This window comes from Pandoraea sp. ISTKB, assembly GCF_001721285.1.
In the GTDB taxonomy this organism is placed as follows: domain Bacteria; phylum Pseudomonadota; class Gammaproteobacteria; order Burkholderiales; family Burkholderiaceae; genus Pandoraea; species Pandoraea capi.
In genome coordinates, this window is sequence record NZ_MAOS01000083.1 from 49,404 (window position 1) to 66,230 (window position 16,827).

17 protein-coding genes are annotated in these 16,827 nt (G+C 63.7%); 5 read left to right on the forward strand and 12 right to left on the reverse strand.

Annotated features, from left to right (window positions below):
- The first annotated feature begins 10 nt into the window (after window positions 1-10).
- Complete coding sequence (locus A9762_RS25355; protein WP_069344745.1) at window positions 11-967, forward strand: LysR substrate-binding domain-containing protein; 957 nt, start codon at window positions 11-13, stop codon at window positions 965-967.
- 121 nt (window positions 968-1,088) lie between these two features.
- Here the strand turns inward: A9762_RS25355 and A9762_RS25360 are convergent, their stop codons facing one another.
- The 11 genes from A9762_RS25360 to A9762_RS25410 all read right to left on the reverse strand — a co-directional run bounded on the left by A9762_RS25360 (window position 1,089) and on the right by A9762_RS25410 (window position 11,011).
- Window positions 1,089-1,448, reverse strand: a complete 360-nt coding sequence (locus tag A9762_RS25360; protein ID WP_017234237.1) for a DNA-binding transcriptional regulator — start codon at window positions 1,446-1,448, stop codon at window positions 1,089-1,091.
- Between the two features lie 207 nt (window positions 1,449-1,655).
- Window positions 1,656-2,366, reverse strand: coding sequence for an ABC transporter ATP-binding protein (locus tag A9762_RS25365; RefSeq protein ID WP_069344746.1), 711 nt, complete (start codon window positions 2,364-2,366; stop codon window positions 1,656-1,658).
- A complete protein-coding gene (locus A9762_RS25370) occupies window positions 2,363-3,133 on the reverse strand; it encodes an ABC transporter ATP-binding protein (protein ID WP_069344747.1) in 771 nt (256 codons plus the stop codon). The genes A9762_RS25365 and A9762_RS25370 overlap by 4 nt, the downstream gene beginning before the upstream one ends.
- Complete coding sequence (locus A9762_RS25375) at window positions 3,130-4,104, reverse strand: branched-chain amino acid ABC transporter permease (protein ID WP_069344840.1); 975 nt, start codon at window positions 4,102-4,104, stop codon at window positions 3,130-3,132. Before A9762_RS25375 ends, A9762_RS25370 begins: the two co-directional genes overlap by 4 nt.
- A 29-nt stretch (window positions 4,105-4,133) precedes the next feature.
- Window positions 4,134-5,054, reverse strand: coding sequence for a branched-chain amino acid ABC transporter permease (locus A9762_RS25380; RefSeq protein WP_069344748.1), 921 nt, complete (start codon window positions 5,052-5,054; stop codon window positions 4,134-4,136).
- A complete protein-coding gene (locus A9762_RS25385; RefSeq protein WP_069344749.1) occupies window positions 5,051-5,923 on the reverse strand; it encodes an alpha/beta hydrolase in 873 nt (290 codons plus the stop codon). Before A9762_RS25385 ends, A9762_RS25380 begins: the two co-directional genes overlap by 4 nt.
- Before the next feature lie 71 nt (window positions 5,924-5,994).
- Entirely contained in the window at window positions 5,995-7,188 is a 1,194-nt protein-coding gene (locus tag A9762_RS25390) for an ABC transporter substrate-binding protein (RefSeq protein ID WP_069344750.1), read from the reverse strand.
- A 213-nt stretch (window positions 7,189-7,401) separates the two neighbouring features.
- Window positions 7,402-8,397, reverse strand: coding sequence for an amidohydrolase family protein (locus A9762_RS25395; protein WP_069344841.1), 996 nt, complete (start codon window positions 8,395-8,397; stop codon window positions 7,402-7,404).
- A 64-nt stretch (window positions 8,398-8,461) separates the two neighbouring features.
- Window positions 8,462-9,010 (reverse strand): 3-hydroxyanthranilate 3,4-dioxygenase, encoded by a 549-nt coding sequence (locus A9762_RS25400; protein ID WP_069344751.1) that lies wholly within the window; start codon window positions 9,008-9,010, stop codon window positions 8,462-8,464.
- An 84-nt stretch (window positions 9,011-9,094) separates the two neighbouring features.
- Complete coding sequence (locus A9762_RS25405; RefSeq protein WP_069344752.1) at window positions 9,095-9,535, reverse strand: RidA family protein; 441 nt, start codon at window positions 9,533-9,535, stop codon at window positions 9,095-9,097.
- 3 nt (window positions 9,536-9,538) lie between these two features.
- On the reverse strand, window positions 9,539-11,011 hold the full coding sequence (locus A9762_RS25410) for a 2-hydroxymuconic semialdehyde dehydrogenase (RefSeq protein ID WP_069344753.1): 1,473 nt from the start codon (window positions 11,009-11,011) through the stop codon (window positions 9,539-9,541).
- A gap of 351 nt (window positions 11,012-11,362) precedes the next feature.
- Between A9762_RS25410 and A9762_RS25415 the strand changes: the two genes are divergently transcribed.
- The gene (locus A9762_RS25415; RefSeq protein WP_069344754.1) at window positions 11,363-12,358 is read left to right on the forward strand and encodes a hypothetical protein; all 996 of its coding nucleotides are present in this window, start codon (window positions 11,363-11,365) and stop codon (window positions 12,356-12,358) included.
- A gap of 104 nt (window positions 12,359-12,462) precedes the next feature.
- Here A9762_RS25415 and A9762_RS25420 read toward each other — a convergent pair whose 3' ends face one another.
- A complete protein-coding gene (locus A9762_RS25420; RefSeq protein ID WP_069344755.1) occupies window positions 12,463-13,029 on the reverse strand; it encodes an SRPBCC family protein in 567 nt (188 codons plus the stop codon).
- Between the two features lie 221 nt (window positions 13,030-13,250).
- Here A9762_RS25420 and A9762_RS25425 point away from each other — a divergent pair, with 221 nt between their 5' ends.
- From A9762_RS25425 to A9762_RS25435, 3 genes are all read left to right on the forward strand, one after another.
- A complete protein-coding gene (locus tag A9762_RS25425) occupies window positions 13,251-14,180 on the forward strand; it encodes a hypothetical protein (protein ID WP_139133400.1) in 930 nt (309 codons plus the stop codon).
- 284 nt (window positions 14,181-14,464) lie between these two features.
- A complete protein-coding gene (locus A9762_RS25430; protein ID WP_069344757.1) occupies window positions 14,465-15,448 on the forward strand; it encodes a hypothetical protein in 984 nt (327 codons plus the stop codon).
- Between the two features lie 311 nt (window positions 15,449-15,759).
- Window positions 15,760-16,812 carry a LacI family DNA-binding transcriptional regulator gene (locus A9762_RS25435; RefSeq protein ID WP_069344758.1) on the forward strand — a complete coding sequence of 351 codons (1,053 nt, stop codon included), beginning with the start codon at window positions 15,760-15,762 and terminating at the stop codon, window positions 16,810-16,812.
- Window positions 16,813-16,827 lie beyond the last annotated feature (15 nt).

Below are 16,827 nucleotides of genomic sequence, written 5' to 3' on the forward strand. Positions count from 1 at the left end.
CGGGACGCCGATGCGATCACTCCCCTGGACAGCGCTCAACCTCGGACGAAAGCTCAAGTTTCACCAGCTTCAGGTCTTCGACCGCGTGTTGGAGACGGGGTCGCTCGTGCGCGCCGCGAACGAAACCGGCCTCACCCAGCCAGCGGTGAGCAAGATCGTGCATGAGTTGGAGGCCTGCTTCGAAGGGCCGCTTTTCGTGCGCAGCAATCGCGGTATGCAGCCCACGGAACTCGGCGAGTTGCTCGGCCATCGCGTGAAATCGCTCATGGCCGAATTGCGATACCTGACAGACGAGGTAAATGCGTTCAGCGCAGGCACGAGCGGTCACGTGATCGTCGGCACACTCATCTCGGCGGCCGCCGATCTGCTGCCGCGTACCATTGCTATGCTCAAGGAGCGCACGCCGGGCGTGCTCGTCACCGTGCGCGAGGCCACCACGGCACAACTGTTCCCGGCGCTGGCCAGCGGCGATCTGGATATCGTCGTGGGGCGTTTGCCTGAGCGTTCGCTGCCGGTGGCCAACGCCTTTGCGCTGACGCATGAAATTCTCTTTAACGAATCGCTCAGCGTGATCGGGGGCAAGCGCCACTGGTCGCATTTTCCCGAGCGTGTGCCGCTTGCCGAACTGCGTGAGCAGGCGTGGATTCTGCCGGTGCCGGAATCGCCCTCGCGACTGGCGGCGGAACGACTGTTCCACGACGCCGGTCTCGCGTTGCCCGAAGATGTCGTGGAATCGCTGTCCGTGCTCACGAACATCGGCCTGATGCTCGAGACGCCTCGCGTGGCGCTGATGCCGCGCGCGGCCGCTACGCCGTTCGTGGAGTCGGGGCTGCTGCGGGTGCTGGCCGACACCATGCCGGGCAGCTTTGGCGACGTCGGTTATTCGCTGCGCTCGGACAAGTCGCCGAGCCCGGCCTGTGCCCGATTCGTGGCGTGTCTGCGAGAGGCTTGTGGTCTCAAACCATAACGCCCGACGCACATCTCCATCGATATAAAGAAAGGGGGCGTACCGACGGATCGGTACGCCCCTTTTCAACGTGGCCGGCGCATGAGCCGGGCCACGGTCCTTCCCCCCACCCAAAAGCGATTCAGAGACGCGCCAGCGACGAAACCAACCCCGGGTTCTGTTGCACGAGCCGGATCAGGCAGGCCGCCTGAGCGTTCGGACGCGCGCGCCCTTGCTCCCAGTTCTCCAGCGTGCGGGGATTGGTGCGCAGGTAATGCGCGAAGACATTGCGCGACATGCCGAGGTGCTTTCGCAGGGCGAGCAACTCGTCGGGAAACACTTCCAGTTTGGGAAGTGGCGTGCGCGGCAACTCCTTGATGTTGAGCGGAAGATCCGCAGGAAGACCGTTCTTGACGTGCGCCGGCTCGGCCGGTGGCGGTGCACCGGTGTCCTGTGAAAGCAGCCAGCGGAAGGGATTCGAAGGCGTGTTCGAGTAAGCCATAGTCCTGACCGGTGTCGTGAGTTGTTGATCGGGAGCGCTTGCAAAGTCAATCAAGCGGAGCCGATTGCACCACATAGTTTTGCTGGGTGCTTTCACAAAACACTCCCGATTTTTGCGTCTGACACCTATCGAGCACTACGCACCTCGTGGAGTCGAGGTGCCGTAGAGTGTACGCAGAAATGTGGCTTACGCTGTCTGGCAGGCGAATCAGACGCCCAGATAGGCCTGCAATTCGGGCAGCGACCGGCGCAGCTTCGATGAGTCGCCCTGCCACGCCACACGGCCCTTGTCGACGATGTAGTGCTGGTCGCCAAGCTCCAGCATCGGCGCCAGATTCTTGTCGATGCAGAGAATCGACAGGCCGCTGCCTTTAAGTTGCTTCAGGCACTGCCAGATTTCACCGCGAATGAGCGGCGCGAGGCCTTCCGTCGCTTCGTCGAGAATGAGTAATTTCGGATTCGTCATCAAGGCGCGGCCGATGGCGAGCATTTGCTGCTCGCCGCCGGACAGATTGCTGCCGAGGTTTTTCTCACGCTCGCGCAGGCGCGGGAACAAGCCGTAGATGCGTTCGAGCGTCCACGGTGAACTTGCGCCGTGACGATTCCCCGCCGTGGCGACGAGGTTCTCGCGCACCGTCAGCGTCGGGAAAATCTGCCGCCCCTCGGGCACCAGCCCCATGCCCGCGCGCGCGATGCGATGCGAAGGGCTTGCGTGCACCGGCTGTCCGTCGAACACGATCTCGCCGCGCGCGGGACGCATCAGCCCCGTCATCGATTTGACGGTGGTCGACTTGCCCATGCCATTGCGCCCGAGCAGTGTGACGAACGCGCCGCGCTCGATTTCCAGATGCATGCCGAACAGCGCCTGACTCGCGCCGTAATAGGACTCGACGCCGGATAAAGACAACAAGGTGCTCATGCCGTCGCTCCCAGCATTTCGTTGCGGGTTTCGTCCCCGAGATAGGCTTCGCGCACGCCCGCATCGTTGCGGATGGTGTCGGCGGTGCCGCAGGCGATGGCGCGTCCGTAGACGAGTACGGTGATGCGGTCGGCCAGTGCGAACACGGCGTCCATGTCGTGTTCCACGAGCACGATCGCGTAATCGCCCTTGAGTTCGGCGAGCAGATGCGTCATCTGTTCGGACTCGGCTTGCGACATGCCCGCCATCGGCTCGTCGAGCAGCAGCAGTTTCGGCTGCCCCGCGAGCGCCATCGCGAGTTCCAGTTGACGATGCTCGCCGTGCGCCAGCGCGCTGGCCGGCACGTTCATGCGTGCGGCCAGACCGGTGCGCGCGAGAATCTCCCGCGCGGGCTCGACGAGCGCGGCTTCGCGAATGGCCGGACGCCAGAACCCGAAACTGTGCCCCTGCATTGCCTGCACGGCCACGAGCACGTTCTCCAGCGCGGTGAACTCGCGAAACACCGACGTGATCTGGTACGAGCGCGCCAGCCCCGAGCGGGCGCGTTGCTCGATGGGCATGGACGTGATGTCCTGCCCGTCGAAATGAATGCTGCCTTCGTCGGAGCGAAGCTCGCCGGCCAGTTGGCCGATAAGCGTGCTCTTGCCCGCGCCGTTCGGCCCGATGATGGCGTGCAGCTCACCCGGCGCGACGTCGAGACAGAAGTGATCGGTGGCCGTCAGACCGCCGTAACGTTTGACCAGTTGGTCGACACGAAGCAGGCTCATGCTTTGCCCTCCACGGTGCGCGCACGGCGCGAGAGGCGCACTTGCAGGTCGCCGAGCAGGCCGTAGAGGCCGCGGCGCGAGACGAGCACGGCCACGACGATGAGCGGCCCGAAGACAATCATCCAGTGCTCCGTCATGCCCTTGAGCCATTCCTCGATCAGCAGCATGGCGGTGCTGCCCAGTACCGGCCCGAAGAAGGAGCCCAGCCCGCCGAGCACGACCATCACGATCAGTTCGCCCGATGCCGTCCACGCCATGTAGGCGGGGGAGACGAAGTGCGTCAGGTTGGCGTACAGCATGCCGGCGACGCCGCAGACCATGGCGCTGATGACGTAGGCGACGAGCTTGTAGCGCAGCGTCGGGTAGCCGAGCGCGCGCATGCGACGGTCGTTCTGACGGGCGCCGCGAATCACCATGCCGAAGCGGGCTTCGACCAGTCGGCGACCGGCCCACACGCACAGGCAAAGCACGGCAAAGGCCACGTAGTACAGCACGGCCGGGTCGTCCAGCGAGACGCTGCCGAAGCGGCTGCCCGCCGACACCGGCAGGCCGTCGTCGCCACCGTATTGCTTCAGGCTGACGGCGAGGAAGTAGAACATCTGCGCAAACGCCAGCGTGATCATGATGAAGGCGATGCCGGTCGTGCGCAGCGAAAGCAGGCCCGTGACGGCGCCCACGATCGCACACAGCAGCAGCGTTGCACCGAGATGCAAGAAGCCATTGTCGATGCCGTGAAAGCTCATGATGCCCACGACATAAGCGCCGAGGCCGAGATACAGCGCGTGGCCGAAGCTGACCATACCGCCGTAGCCGAGAATCAGATCGAGCGAGACGGCCGCGATCGCGAACACGACGATGCGCCCGAAGAGCGTGAGGAAGAACGGTTGCTGGGCAAACGTCGCGTAAATGGGCACCAGCGCCAGCAGAACCAGCAGCAGTATCGGCACGGCGGTGCGTAGATTGAGTTTCATTTCCATCGTTTCCATCGTCAGCCGTGTAATCACCCGTGTTTGACCGGGAAGAGCCCTTGCGGACGTACGGCGAGCACTGCCGCCATCACCAGGTAAATCAGCATCGACGCGAGCGCGGGGCCGGCCGTGTCCGCCGTGCTGCGCTCCATCAGGCTGCGCAGCAGCGTGGGCAGTGCGGTGCGGCCCACGGTGTCGACCACGCCCACGATGAGCGCGGCGAGAAACGCCCCGCGTACCGATCCGATGCCGCCGATCACGATCACGACCATCGTCAGAATCAGGATCGGCTCGCCCATGCCCGGCTGCACCGACAGAATCGGGCCCGCCATGAGCCCGGCGATACCGGCGAGAATGGCGCCCAGACCGAACAGCAGCGAGTTGAGCAGCACGATGTTCACGCCGAGCGCGCCGACCATCTGACGATGGGTGGAGCCCGCGCGAATCAACATGCCGATGCGCGTGCGGTGAATCAGCAGATAGCAGCCAAGCGCGACGACGAGGCCCACGACGATGATGAGAAAGCGATACGCCGGGTAATCGAGGCCGAAGAGACTGACGGTGCCGGAGAGCCAGTCGGGCACTTCCATGTAGTACGGCGACGGCCCCCAGATGATGCGGGCCAGCTCGTTGAAGAACAGGATCAGCCCGAAGGTGGCGAGCACCTGATCGAGGTGATCGCGGTCATAGAGCGTCTTGAGGGCGACGAACTCGACGAGTATCCCGAGCACCAGCATCGCGGGAACGATGGCAAGCGCAGCCAGCGCGAACGATCCGGTGTGGTTGTAGACGGTGGCGGCGATGAACGCGCCCATCATGTAGAGCGAGCCGTGCGCGAGGTTCACGAAGTTCATGATGCCGAACACGAGCGTGAGCCCGGCGGCCATCAGGAACAGCAGGACCCCCAGTTGCAGCCCGTTCAGGCACTGCATGATGAAGAGGGTGAGGCTCATGTCGACTCCCCTGCCAGGCCCATCTGACGGAAGATGGCCTGCGTGAGCGGGCGGGACGCATCGTTCAGCGTGAGCACGATGTCGAAGTGATTGGTCCCTGGCATCGGCACATACTCGCCGTCGAAACCTTTTTCACGCCACGCGGCGAGATAGTCGTCGGACTGGCGCTTGAACTCAGCCGTCTCGGTCTCGCCGTAGGACACGACGATCGGGCAGCCCTGTGCCGGCAACTGGAAGTGGGGGCTGTTACGGCGCGCATCGTCGGCGGAGAGCTTCATCCATTCGTTGATGTGCGTGAACGGAATCGGCGTGAGGTCGAACAGGCCGGACAGCGGGGCAGCCCCGGCAATCACGTTCTCGGGCACGCCATACCCGGCATGCCAGCCCGTCGCGAGCAGCATGCCCACGAGATGACCGCCGGCGGAACTGCCGCACACGTGAATGCGGCTCGGGTCGCCGTGATGCTCGCCGATGTGGCGGTGCACCCAGGCCAGCGCACGCCGCGTCTGATCGACGATGGTGTCGAGCGATGCGCCGGGGGCGAGCGAATAGTTGATGGTGACGACCGTGGCGCCGGCCTGCGTGAAAGCGGGCGCCATATTGCTCGAATCGCGCTTGTTCAGGGCGCGCCAGTAGCCGCCGTGAACGAAGAAGAACACCGGGGCGCCGGGCGTGGGCGCGGGGAAGATGTCGAGCGTTTCGTCGGGATGATCCCCGTAGGCGACGTCGAGGACACAGGGCACGGTGGCGCGCGCATGCGCGCTGTGCTCAGCGTATTGCGTCAGGATGTCGAGCACGTTGGGGGTGGTGGCGCGAGCGTTGTACTGAACGTCCAGCTCGGCGTCGTCGAAATTGCGGTAGCGCTTCATAAAACCTCGATGGTGCTCAAAGACAGCGGGGGCAGGCCGCCCCCGCTCGGCAAGTCCGCCGATTGACAACGTTACGAACGGATCTTGCACATCGACGCCAGATTGGCGCGCGTCTTGATATCGATCTTTCCCTTGTTCGCGAACGCAGCACCGCTGCTGTCCTTCACGACGTCCACCCGATAGAACGGGGCGATGGGGAACTGGTTGCTCGCGAACTTGAACGACCCGCGAACCGACTGGAAGTCGGCGGCCTTGAGTGCCGCACGCAGCGCTTCGCGATCGGCCACGCTGCCCTTGGTCTTGGCGAGGGCCGAGTCGATCAGGTTGGCGGCGTCGTACGACTGCGCGGCGTACATCGACGGCACGCGGTTGTACTTCTTCTGGAAGGCCGCGACGAACTGCTTGTTCTGCGCGTTGTCGAGGTCGGGCGAATACGGCGCGCTGGTAATGCTGCCGACCGCCTGTTCCTTCAGGGCGGGCAGGGTCGAGCCGTCGATGGTCGACACGGAGATCAGCGGAATCTTGCCGAGCAGGCCGGCCTGACGGTACTGCTTGACGAAGTTCACGCCCATGCCGCCCGGGTAGAACACGTAGACGGCGTCGGGCTTGGCGGCCTGCAACTGCGCGATTTCGGCCGAGTAGTCCGGCTGGTTGACCTGCGTGTAGACCTCATCGACGATCTGGCCCTTGAAGTCGCGCTTGAAGCCGTTCACGGCGTCGCGTCCGGCCTGATAGTTCGGGGCCATCACGTACATCTTCTTGTAGCCCAGATCGGTCGAGAGCTGACCGCCGGCTTCGTGCAGTTCGTCGTTGTCCCACGACGTGGAGAAGAAGTTCGGCGAGCACTGCTCACCCGCGATCGGTGCCGGGCCGGCGTTCGAGCCGACCATCACCACGCCCGCGTTCGTCACGTTCTTGTGGATGGCCATCATGACGTTCGAGAACGTCACGCCGGTGATGAGCTGCACCTTGTCGCGCTCCACCAGTTTTTGCGCCGCCTGCACGCCGACGTCCGGCTTGAGCTGGTCGTCTTCCTTGATCACCTGCACCGGCACGCCACCGAGCTTGCCGCCCTTTTGCTCGATGGCGAGCATGAAGGCGTCGTACTGATCCTGGCCGAGCGCGCCGCCCGGGCCGGACAGCGTGCCGATGAAGCCGATCTTCACCTGGGCCTGCGCACCGCCCGATGCGAACATCGCCGCTGCGGCGGCGATAGCGCCCAGAACAGCGATGGCTTTGCGTTGCGTGGTCTTCGTTCCCGTCATCATGGTCTCCAAACTATGAATTCAAGCACCGTCTATCTGCGGACTCGCGCCGGGATACCTGACCGCTTCTTCACGTCGGTCATCGTTGGCCAGGCGCGTCAGACTATGTCAAAACCTACAGAATTGTTTAAGCATCAAGTATTTCATCGCCCAGCCTAAACGACGCCTTTTGCGTAGGCAAGCGTTTTTAAAAACACTCCGGGAAAGCACCAGTTACAGGCCGAAGAATTCAATGGCGTTCCCGGCGAGAATGCGGTGCCGGCCGGCGTCGTCCAGCTCCGGCTGATCGGCGACCAGACGGCCGATGTCCTGTTCGCCGAGGGGGAACGGGTGGTCGGAGCCGAGCATGATGCGCTCCACGCCCATCGTGTCGACGAGCAGACGCAGCGCGCGCGGGTCGAACACCGCGCTGTCGACGTAGAACCGGTCCAGATAGTGCGAGGGCGGGTGCGGGCTGTCGGCGCGCACGATGTCGCGGCAATGCCAGGCGTTCTCGGCACGGCCCAGCAGGTACGGGAAGGCGCCGCCGCCGTGGGCGAAGCACAGCTTGAGCGAGCGTGGCAGCCGCTCGAACGCGCCGGAGAGGATCAGCGACAGGATGGAGAGCTGCGTCTCGGCGGGCATGGCGACGAGCCACGGCATCATCCACTTCTTCATGCGACCGTCGGTCATCATGTCCCAGGGGTGCACGAGCACCGGGATATGTTCGTTGCCGCAGTGCCGCAAAAACGCGACGAGTTGTTCGTCATCCAGATCTTTTTCGCCCAGATGGTTGCCGATCTGTACGCCCACATGACCGGTGGCCTTGGCGCGCGACGCCTCGGCGCAGGCCAGATCGAGGTCTTGCAGCGGCACTTGCGCCATGGCTTTCAGACGCGCGGGGGCGTAGGCGCAATGTTCCAGCGCGAGGTCGTTCATGCGCTGTACCCAGTCCATGACGGCGTGGCCGTCGTAGCGGTAGCCGAACATGATCGGCGTGGCGCACACGACTTGCAGGTCCACGCCGTGGCGGTCGAGTTCTTCGACGCGCAGCGCGGGATCCCACAGCGCGCGGTAGACCGGGCGAAAGGCGCGGTTGTCGAGCATGATGTTGCCGGTCTCGCCGCCTTCGTCGATACGCAGCCACGGGGCGGTGGCGGCGTCCAGGCGGGCCGCTTCTTCCTGCGTGATGCGCGGGAAGAAGTGGGCGTGCATGTCGATTTTCTTCATGACGTGACGTGTGATGTGCTGAGTGCTGCTGTGTTTATTGTTCAAGGGCGCGGCTCAGTGTGGATCAGGCCGACGCCGGGGTCCTGGGTTGTGCCGCGCGGCCCGGGTGGATCTCGCCGCAACCGGGACATCGACGCAGCGATTCGTTGCCGTAGAACGCTTCGAACAGCGGCGGCAGATCGGTCACGATGCTCTTCAACTGGACTTCCACGCGATGCACCTGCGTGCCGCAGTTCAGGCAGTACCACTCGAAGCCGTCGAGCAGACCGGCCGGGCGCTGACGCTCGATCACGAGACACAGGCTGCCTTCCTCCGGACGCTGCGGCGAGTGGCGCACGTGCGGCGGCAGCAGGAAGATGTCGCCCTCCTTGAGGTCGACGCGTTCGGCCCGCCCGTCGATCCACAGATTGACCCAGGCGTTGCCCTTGAACTGATAGAAAAACTCTTCGAGCGGATCGTCGTGGTAATCGGTGCGGTGGTTCGGTCCGCCCACGACCGTCACGATGAAGTCGCTGTCCTGCCAGACCTGCTGATTGCCCACGGGCGGTTTGAGCAGATGCGCGTGATCGTCGATCCAGCGCTGGAAATTGAAAGGCTTGCCATACGTCAACATGCTGTCTCCCGGGTCATGCCGATTCAGAGGTATGGGTGTCGGTATCGTTATCGGTATCGATGGCGCGTCGAGCGTCTTGTGACGTTACCGTGCGCGCGGCGCGTAGGCCACGCATTTGATTTCGATGAGCAGCAACGGGTGCGGCAACTGATGCACGGCGACCGTCGTGCGCGTGGGGCCATTCTCGTCGAAGTACTCGCCGTACACCTCGTTATAGCCGCCGAAGTCGTTCATGTTCACAAGGAACGAACCGACTTCGACGACGTCGGCCAGCGTGGCGCCTTCGCTCGCGAGAATGTCGCGAATGTTCTCGATCACGGCGCGCGTCTGCTCGCGGATGTCGAGTTGCGTGACGCCCAGCGCATCGACCTGTGCGCCGGCGTAGGAGTTATCGGGGCGGCGCGAACTGGTGCCCGAGACGAACAGGAAGTCGCCCGCGCGTTTGATGTGCGGAAACTTGCCGCGCGGCTTGGCTTTGCCTTCGACGACCCGGGCCTGCGTGTTCTGGTTTTGCGGAGTGGACATGGTTCAGAGCTTGATGCAGATGTTGGTAATTTCGGAATAGAAGTCGAGCGAGTGACGTCCGCCTTCCCGACCCAGCCCGGAGAGCTTCACGCCGCCGAACGGCGTGCGCAAGTCGCGCAGGAACCACGTATTGACCCACACCAGCCCGGTCTGGAACTGACGCGCCACGCGATGCGCACGTGACAGGTTCGTCGTCCACACGCAGCCCGCCAGACCATAGTCGCTATCGTTCACCCGGCGAATCACTTCGTCTTCGCTGTCGAACGGCGCCACGTGGCACACCGGGCCGAAGATCTCCTCACGCACGCAGCGAGCGGTATCCGGCAGGCCGGTCCACACCGTCGGCTGCACGAAAGCGCCTTCGTCGCGGACATCGCCGAAGCTCGGCACGCCGCCGCCGGTCACCACCGTCGCCCCTTCTTCGACGGCCAGACGATAGTAAGAGAGCACCTTCTCGCGATGCTTGCGGGAAACGAGCGGACCCATTTGCACGCCGTCGGCGTCGGGAGCGTCGATACGCAGGGCGGCGGCTCGCTTGGCCAGCTCGGCGACGAACCGGTCGAAGATCGGACGCTCGACATAAACACGCTCCGAGCACAGGCAGACCTGTCCGGCGTTGGTGAACGACGAGCGCACCACGCCGTCGACAGCCTTCTCGAAATCGGCGTCGGCGAACACCACAGCGGCGTTCTTGCCGCCCAGTTCGAACGAGATTTCCTTCACGCCGTCGGCAACCGCTTTCATGATGGCGCTGCCCGTGCGGGATTCACCGGTGAAAGTGATGGCGGCCACGTCCGGGTGCTTGGTCAGGAATTCGCCGGCGGAGTCCGGGCCGAAGCCGTGCACGAGGTTGAAGACGCCGGGCGGTACGCCGGCGGCGTCCATGACTTCGGCGAGCAGCGTGGCGGACGACGGGGTTTCCTCCGACGGCTTGGCGACCACGCAATTCCCCATCGCCAAAGCCGGAGCGACTTTCCACGTGAAGAGCAGCAGCGGCAGGTTCCACGGCGAGATGATGCCGATCACGCCGAGCGGTTTGCGGGTGACGTAGTTCATGACGTCGCCGCCGTCGGCGGCGCGCATCTCGTACATTTCGCTGCCGGTGGTCTTGATCAGGTCCGCGAACATGCGGAAGTTGGCGATGCCCCGGGCGATGTCCAGCGTACGGGCCTGCTCCACGGGACGGCCGGTATCGGCGACTTCGGCGGCGACGAAGTCGTCGAAGCGCGCCTGAATGCCGTCGGCGATGCGGTGCAGCACCGCGGCGCGCTCGGCAGGCGTGGTCTTGCCCCACGGGCCGTTGTGCAGCGCGCGGCGCGCGGCGCTCACGGCACGGTCGACGGTGGCCGCGTCGGCTTCGCAGACCTTCGCGACGAGCCGCCCGTCCACCGGGCTGAGGTTATCGAACTGACGGTCGGTGGCGACGAAGGCGCCATCCACGTAATGCCGCAGCAGCGGCGCAGTCGCAAGGCTCACGAGGTCTCCTGGAGCTGAATGTCTTGTGGGGCGGCAGAGGTCAGTGGCGGCGAACGCCACGGCATGACCGCCGGATGTCCACAAGTCTAGGCATCCGTCGATATAAAAAATAATGAAATGTGCGGGATCGTGTATTCCGGAATGGAATAGCGGTGTTGGCGAGTCGGCGACGCAGGCTTAGGCGAGCCGTTTCGCGGTGCGCGTTTCGGGGAATATCTCGCCCGATGACTGGGACTACGCCATGACTGACATCGACTGTGATTCGAAATCCGAAAGATGGCCGACGTCTCTTAAAGTGATGTGCCGCATTGCGACCAAGATGGAATCTCCCTTACCCGATGGAGAGCCATCATGATTGAGAGTTCAACGTATGCCCCGATAGTCACCGCACCGGTCGATCCGACGCTACCGACGGCGCAGGCTCAGGACAATCGTCCGGGACACTTCGCGAGCACCTTCGACGGTGCACGACTTCAGGCGCCGCCGCAGGTGTCGACGCGCAACGCATGGCAGGATTTCGACGAAAACTGGTTGCCGTCGGATGACATCAAATGGGACGATCGTCTCGCCAGCGCGCCGTCGGGCCCTGCGCAGTGGCAGAACAGCACGCGCGCGACGTTTTCAGTGCAAGGGAACGCGACGCTCGCCTTCGAGCTCCGGACTGACGGGGCACGTTCGGGGGCGTATCCATCGTCTCTCAATGGTGTGCCTGGCGCGAGGGTGGCCCCCGCGCCGACGGCCCCGGGCGTTTCCTATGCGGCAGGTACGGGCGTTCGATCAGAGCAACTGCCATCATGGCAACGGCCGGTCCAAAGGTTGGATGGAGGCGACCCATTCAGAGCCCGCCTGTCCAAAGTCGACCTGAAGTCGCAGCCGCCGCAAACGCGTAGTATTTTCGACAGCATTCTCAATCAGATCATCGGCGGGGCAACCAAGGGCAAGCTGATCGTGAAGGACGGCATGCTGCAAGGCGCGCGTCAGGCGACGATCCCGGCGGCGGGCATGCTGGAATCCGTGCCCTCACGCGGCAACCTGATCGATGAGTGGTCAAGGACCGCACAGAATGGCGACGCCGACTGGAATGTCTTCATGAATGAGAAAGTCGCGGCGGCCCTCGACTCGGTGAAAACTTATGTCATCGCTGGTCTCATGTCGGAATTCGTCGGGAAACTGCGCTTACTGCCCGACGCCGACAAACTGCCGGCCCTCAAGTGCATTCTTAGAGACCCGGCGCGCAACGGTGTCGACGCGGTGCAGGGCTGGGCGGACGAGATCGAATCGTTCTTCCCGGAAGACCAGCGAGACGCGTTGAAGTCGTTGCTTCGTGACTACAAGATCATCGCGTGATATCGAGATCGCCGTGGCGTGATGCGGCAACGTCAGCGCAGGGGCGGTTGACATCGTCCATGCGCTGGCCGTTAGTGCCGCATTTGTGTCGTGTCAGTGCCGCATTAGTGCCGCGGATCGTGACTGACCCGGGCTCTGGCTTCGCGCAGTTCGCGCGGGTCGCGTTCCTTGCCGATGGCGGCGGGCGGCAGGTCCGTGTCGAGGCACTCGACCAGATGGGCATTGAGCGTCGCGGCCAGACCTTCGCCGCCCCGACGCATCACATAGTTGTGATTCCAGCGGAACAGTGGGCGGGCGAGCGGCGCGAGCTTGTTCATCCATTCCCGTTTGGTGTGGACGTCCCACGCATAGCGAACGACAGTAATCGAGCCTTCTGTATCGAAACGCCAGACACCGGTGCCTTCGGCTTCGCCGGTGGCGACGGTGCGCACTTCGCGCATCGGGTCGACGTGCGTGACGCGGGTCTCGATGGTGAGCGAGTAGGGGAGCGCGCCGTGCCACGTCAGTTGGCGCACGGCGCCGACGCCGTCGGCGTCGCCGGGATCGAGCGTACGGACGTCTCGCACGCACGGCCACCAGCGCGCCCAGTGGTCGACATCGCGCAGGGTGTCCCAGACTTCATCGAGCGGCGCCGTGAGCCGCCACAAGGTGAGGAAGTGATAGTCGTTCATGGCCTTTCCCGGTCGTGAATGGAAGGGGCTGCCGTGATATCCCCCGTTAGAGCCGTTGCGAGGGGGAATTTCAGTATAGGCGGCATCCTGCCGGTTCGTTGGGATGACGCTTAACCTTTCCGGGCCACGTTCCGAAAGCCGAAGCGGCGCGGCCGTCTATTAAAGTGGTGTGACGTATCGCGACCAAGATGGGGCCTCCACCCACCCGATGGAGAGCCTTCATGATCTCGAATCAAGCACTTCATGCCGTTGTTACCCCGGCATCGACTGCCCCAGCCCAACCGTCGCAGCCGCAACCAGAGAATCCGCGCGGTGAATTTGCCGACACCTTTGAGGGGGCGGGCCATAGCCCCACATCGGGGCAAAGACCGAGTGGCACGCGTGTGGCGTTGACTGTGAACGGCGATGCAACCGTGAATATTGTGTTGACGACCGGCTCAGATGACTCTCGCATGTGGGAGTTGCGTTCCGGCGCGCCTGCTCAGGTTGTGAACGACCCGGGGCGCTTGACGACCTGTGATCCCAATGCCGTACCCAACTGCGCCACCGGTACTGCCACTGCCAATGCCAAGGCCGATACGCAGCGCCTGCAAAGTCCGATCGACAAAATCGGAGAAGGGGTGCCGTTGCGCATTAGCTCGTTATCCAAACAGGAAGTGAAGTCCCTGCCACCGCAAACGCTCAGCGTTCTGGATTGGTTGGGCAGCGAGATGATCGGATCGGCATGCGGGGATGAGATCGTCGTGAAAGCCGGTACGATCGTGAAGCGAGGCAAGGGGCCTGCCGATGAAAAAATGCCCGAAACTCTGCTCAAAGCCGCGCATCCCGATACCGATTTGATCAAACCATTGGCGGCAATGGCAAAAATGGGCCCTGCGCCGTGGAACGCGACCTTCAATCACTATGTGACCAACATTATCAATGCGCTGAAGCCGTACATTGAAGCGCAGGTCATGTCGGCGTATGTCGGCATGCTGGGGGCGCTGCGCGATGAAGACAAGCTCCTGACGCTGAGGAGCATTCTGAGCGACGAGCAGCACGGTGGCATGAAAATGGTCCGATATTGTACGGACGAGCTGGAAGCCATTTTTCCGGAGCATCAGCAAGGTGATTTAAAGCAGTTGCTGCGCGAGTGCAAAGTCATCGAGTAAGCCTTTGGGGCGACGCCACGCGCATGGCTCGCGCACCGCCCGTTTGATTGCGTCAGCGGTGCGAGTCGTGGCTGACCCTGGCCCGCGCTTCCCTCAGTTCGCGCGGGTCGCGTTCCGTGCCGCTGGCGACGGTGCGCTATAGGCGGCATCCTGCCCGTTCGTTGGGATGACGCTTCACCTGCCAGGGCCACGTTCCGAAAGCCGAAGCGGCGCGGCTGTCTATTAAAGTGGTGTGACGTATCGCGACCAAGATGGAATCTCCACCCACCCGATGGAGAGCCATCATGATGAAGATTGATTCCCCCACGATTCAAACGCCGCCGCTGGTTGTCGAAACACCCCCGCAAGCGCAAGCATCGAATCCGGAAGGTTTCGCGCATACGTTTTCCAGCGCCGAGCAACGTGCAGCAGAGCCTGAGATGTGTCCGTACGACGACTTCGACGAATTCATGCAGTGGTTCGGAGGCGGTGATGACTACGTCGATCCCGACGAGCTCGGCTATCCCTATGCCGCGCGAGCTGGCGCAATTCACGGCGATCAGGCGGTCCGAGGCGTATTCACAGTGCAAGGCAATGCAACGCTGCGTCTGGAACTCACTTCGGGCGCACCGCAGCCCCGTCGACTCCACAATCGCAACTTCGGTCAACCCGTGACAATGGCTGCGGCAGCGCCCGTTGGCCATTCCTATACCGCGGGTAGCGGCGCCCTGCGCAACGCGCGCTCGCAGCACGTCGCGTTTCAGACGCCAGCCGCCGGTCAAGTCCGGCGGGCTCCGGCCGTTCCTGAGATGGCGAGTGCATGGAGGCAGGCCGTATCCGCGGGCGACGACGCATGGCGAACCTTCGTCAACGACTATGTCGTCGAGGTCGCAAAAGACAACAATTTGGCCGATCTGGACTACGTCAAGCAGGCGGTACTGGGACAGTTCATCACGAGCTTGTCATGCCTCAGGTCAGAGGAGGTCGTGCCGGCGTTGCGATGCATCCTGAATGACAAGCCTTACGGTGTCGCTATCGTTCAGGACTACGCGTCGATAATCGATCAATTCGTCCCAAGCGAACGCGTCGGTGAAGTCAGGGTTCTGCTATTGGAGTACGACGTCACCGATTCTGAGTTACGTACGGCGCGAGCCTCCGTCGGCGGGTCCGTACGCCGGGCGCCATCGGCGCCGGCCGGCAACACGGTCACCGCATTGAAACCCGGAAGCCTACCCGGCAAGCCGGCGGATAAGACCGCAGCGTCTTCTCAACAACCCCCGGCCGTGTAATCGCGGGTATCCGTCGGGGGGGATAGGCTATGCATCGCCAACGCCCCCCGACGGCGCCATCTCGCTTACCCCCATCCAATTCATCGCCGGATATCGGCCGATTCAGCGAACCTCGCGCCTGTGAGGGGGCGGTGCACCTGCGTCCCGCCTTATCCCGTCGACCGTTGTGCGTGCGCATCGACGAGTTTCCTGTCACGAATTCATCACAAAGCCTCCATACAATCCCTAAATGAAAACGTTTTCGTAAACGTTTACATTTGCGTAAAATCCGTCAACGTCAAAAATGACGGTCCAGACAAGAGGAGTGGGGTGTGGCTGATATTCGGGATGTGGCACAGCGTGCAGGATGTTCGATCGCGACCGTGTCGCGCGCGCTCAATTCGCCGCATCTCGTGCGCCCCGAGACGCTTGCCAAGGTGCATGCGGCGGCCGCCGAGCTGAAATTCCGTCCCAACGCCCTCGGCCGTCAACTGCGCGGCGAACGCACCGGCCTGATCGGCGTCATGCTGCCCACGCTCGGCAACCCGGTGTTTGCCGACTGCCTCGAAGGCATCGAGGCGGCCATCGACGGGACCGGGCACCGCCTGCTGCTCGTCACCACCCAATACGATCCCGAGCGCGAGCGCAACGCCATCGAAACCCTGCTGCAACAGCGGGTGGACGGTCTGCTGCTCACCCTCGCCGACGCCGAACACAGCGCGCTCATCGACGATCTCGCCGCTGAAGGGGTGGCCTGCCAACTCGTCTACAACGACGCGCCGGACCGTCCATGCGTCTCCGTCGATAACCGTGCTGCGGCAGCGCAGGGCGTTGCCATGCTGATCGAGGCTGGGCATCGCGACATCGTCATGGTGACGGGGGCGCTGCACGCGTCGGACCGTGCCAAGCGTCGCTATCTCGGCTATGGGGACGCCATGCAAGCCGCCGGCCTCACGCCGCTGCCGGCCTTCGAAATCGATTTCAACAGTGGAGCACGCGGTGAGCGGGTTCGCGAGTGGCTGGCGCAGCGCGAGCGCGACGGCGCGCGTCCCACGGCCCTGTTCTGCTCCAACGATCTGCTCGCCCTCGGCGTGATGCGCGCGCTGCGCGAAGCCGGCCTGCGCGTGCCGGACGATATCTCTGTGCTCGGCTTCGACGGCCTCGCCGTGGGCGAACTGCTCTCGCCCACGCTCGCCACGGTCGTGCAACCGAGCGTGGACATCGGACGTCACGCCGCGCAACGTCTGCTCGCGCAGATCGACGGACGGGTGGGTGCCGCTGGCGTGAGCGCCCCGCATGACGCGGCGCTCAGCCACGCCCTGATCCTGCCGCACGAAGTGCGCCGGGGCGGCACGGTGGCGTCGCCGCCGGGCAAGCGCGGGTGACGCCGTCGCAAGACG

Coding starts and splice junctions, on each gene's coding strand:
- A9762_RS25370 (WP_069344747.1), bottom strand. CDS start 3,133: ATGAGCCTGCTTCGTGTCGACCAACTGGTCAAACGTTACGGCGGTCTG.
- A9762_RS25380 (WP_069344748.1), bottom strand. CDS start 5,054: ATGAGCCTCACCCTCTTCATCATGCAGTGCCTGAACGGGCTGCAACTG.
- A9762_RS25385 (WP_069344749.1), bottom strand. CDS start 5,923: ATGAAGCGCTACCGCAATTTCGACGACGCCGAGCTGGACGTTCAGTAC.
- A9762_RS25415 (WP_069344754.1), top strand. CDS start 11,363: ATGATTGAGAGTTCAACGTATGCCCCGATAGTCACCGCACCGGTCGAT.
- A9762_RS25395 (WP_069344841.1), bottom strand. CDS start 8,397: ATGAAGAAAATCGACATGCACGCCCACTTCTTCCCGCGCATCACGCAG.
- A9762_RS25355 (WP_069344745.1), top strand. CDS start 11: ATGCGATCACTCCCCTGGACAGCGCTCAACCTCGGACGAAAGCTCAAG.
- A9762_RS25425 (WP_139133400.1), top strand. CDS start 13,251: ATGATCTCGAATCAAGCACTTCATGCCGTTGTTACCCCGGCATCGACT.
- A9762_RS25365 (WP_069344746.1), bottom strand. CDS start 2,366: ATGAGCACCTTGTTGTCTTTATCCGGCGTCGAGTCCTATTACGGCGCG.
- A9762_RS25420 (WP_069344755.1), bottom strand. CDS start 13,029: ATGAACGACTATCACTTCCTCACCTTGTGGCGGCTCACGGCGCCGCTC.
- A9762_RS25375 (WP_069344840.1), bottom strand. CDS start 4,104: ATGAAACTCAATCTACGCACCGCCGTGCCGATACTGCTGCTGGTTCTG.
- A9762_RS25430 (WP_069344757.1), top strand. CDS start 14,465: ATGATGAAGATTGATTCCCCCACGATTCAAACGCCGCCGCTGGTTGTC.
- A9762_RS25360 (WP_017234237.1), bottom strand. CDS start 1,448: ATGGCTTACTCGAACACGCCTTCGAATCCCTTCCGCTGGCTGCTTTCA.
- A9762_RS25405 (WP_069344752.1), bottom strand. CDS start 9,535: ATGTCCACTCCGCAAAACCAGAACACGCAGGCCCGGGTCGTCGAAGGC.
- A9762_RS25400 (WP_069344751.1), bottom strand. CDS start 9,010: ATGTTGACGTATGGCAAGCCTTTCAATTTCCAGCGCTGGATCGACGAT.
- A9762_RS25390 (WP_069344750.1), bottom strand. CDS start 7,188: ATGACGGGAACGAAGACCACGCAACGCAAAGCCATCGCTGTTCTGGGC.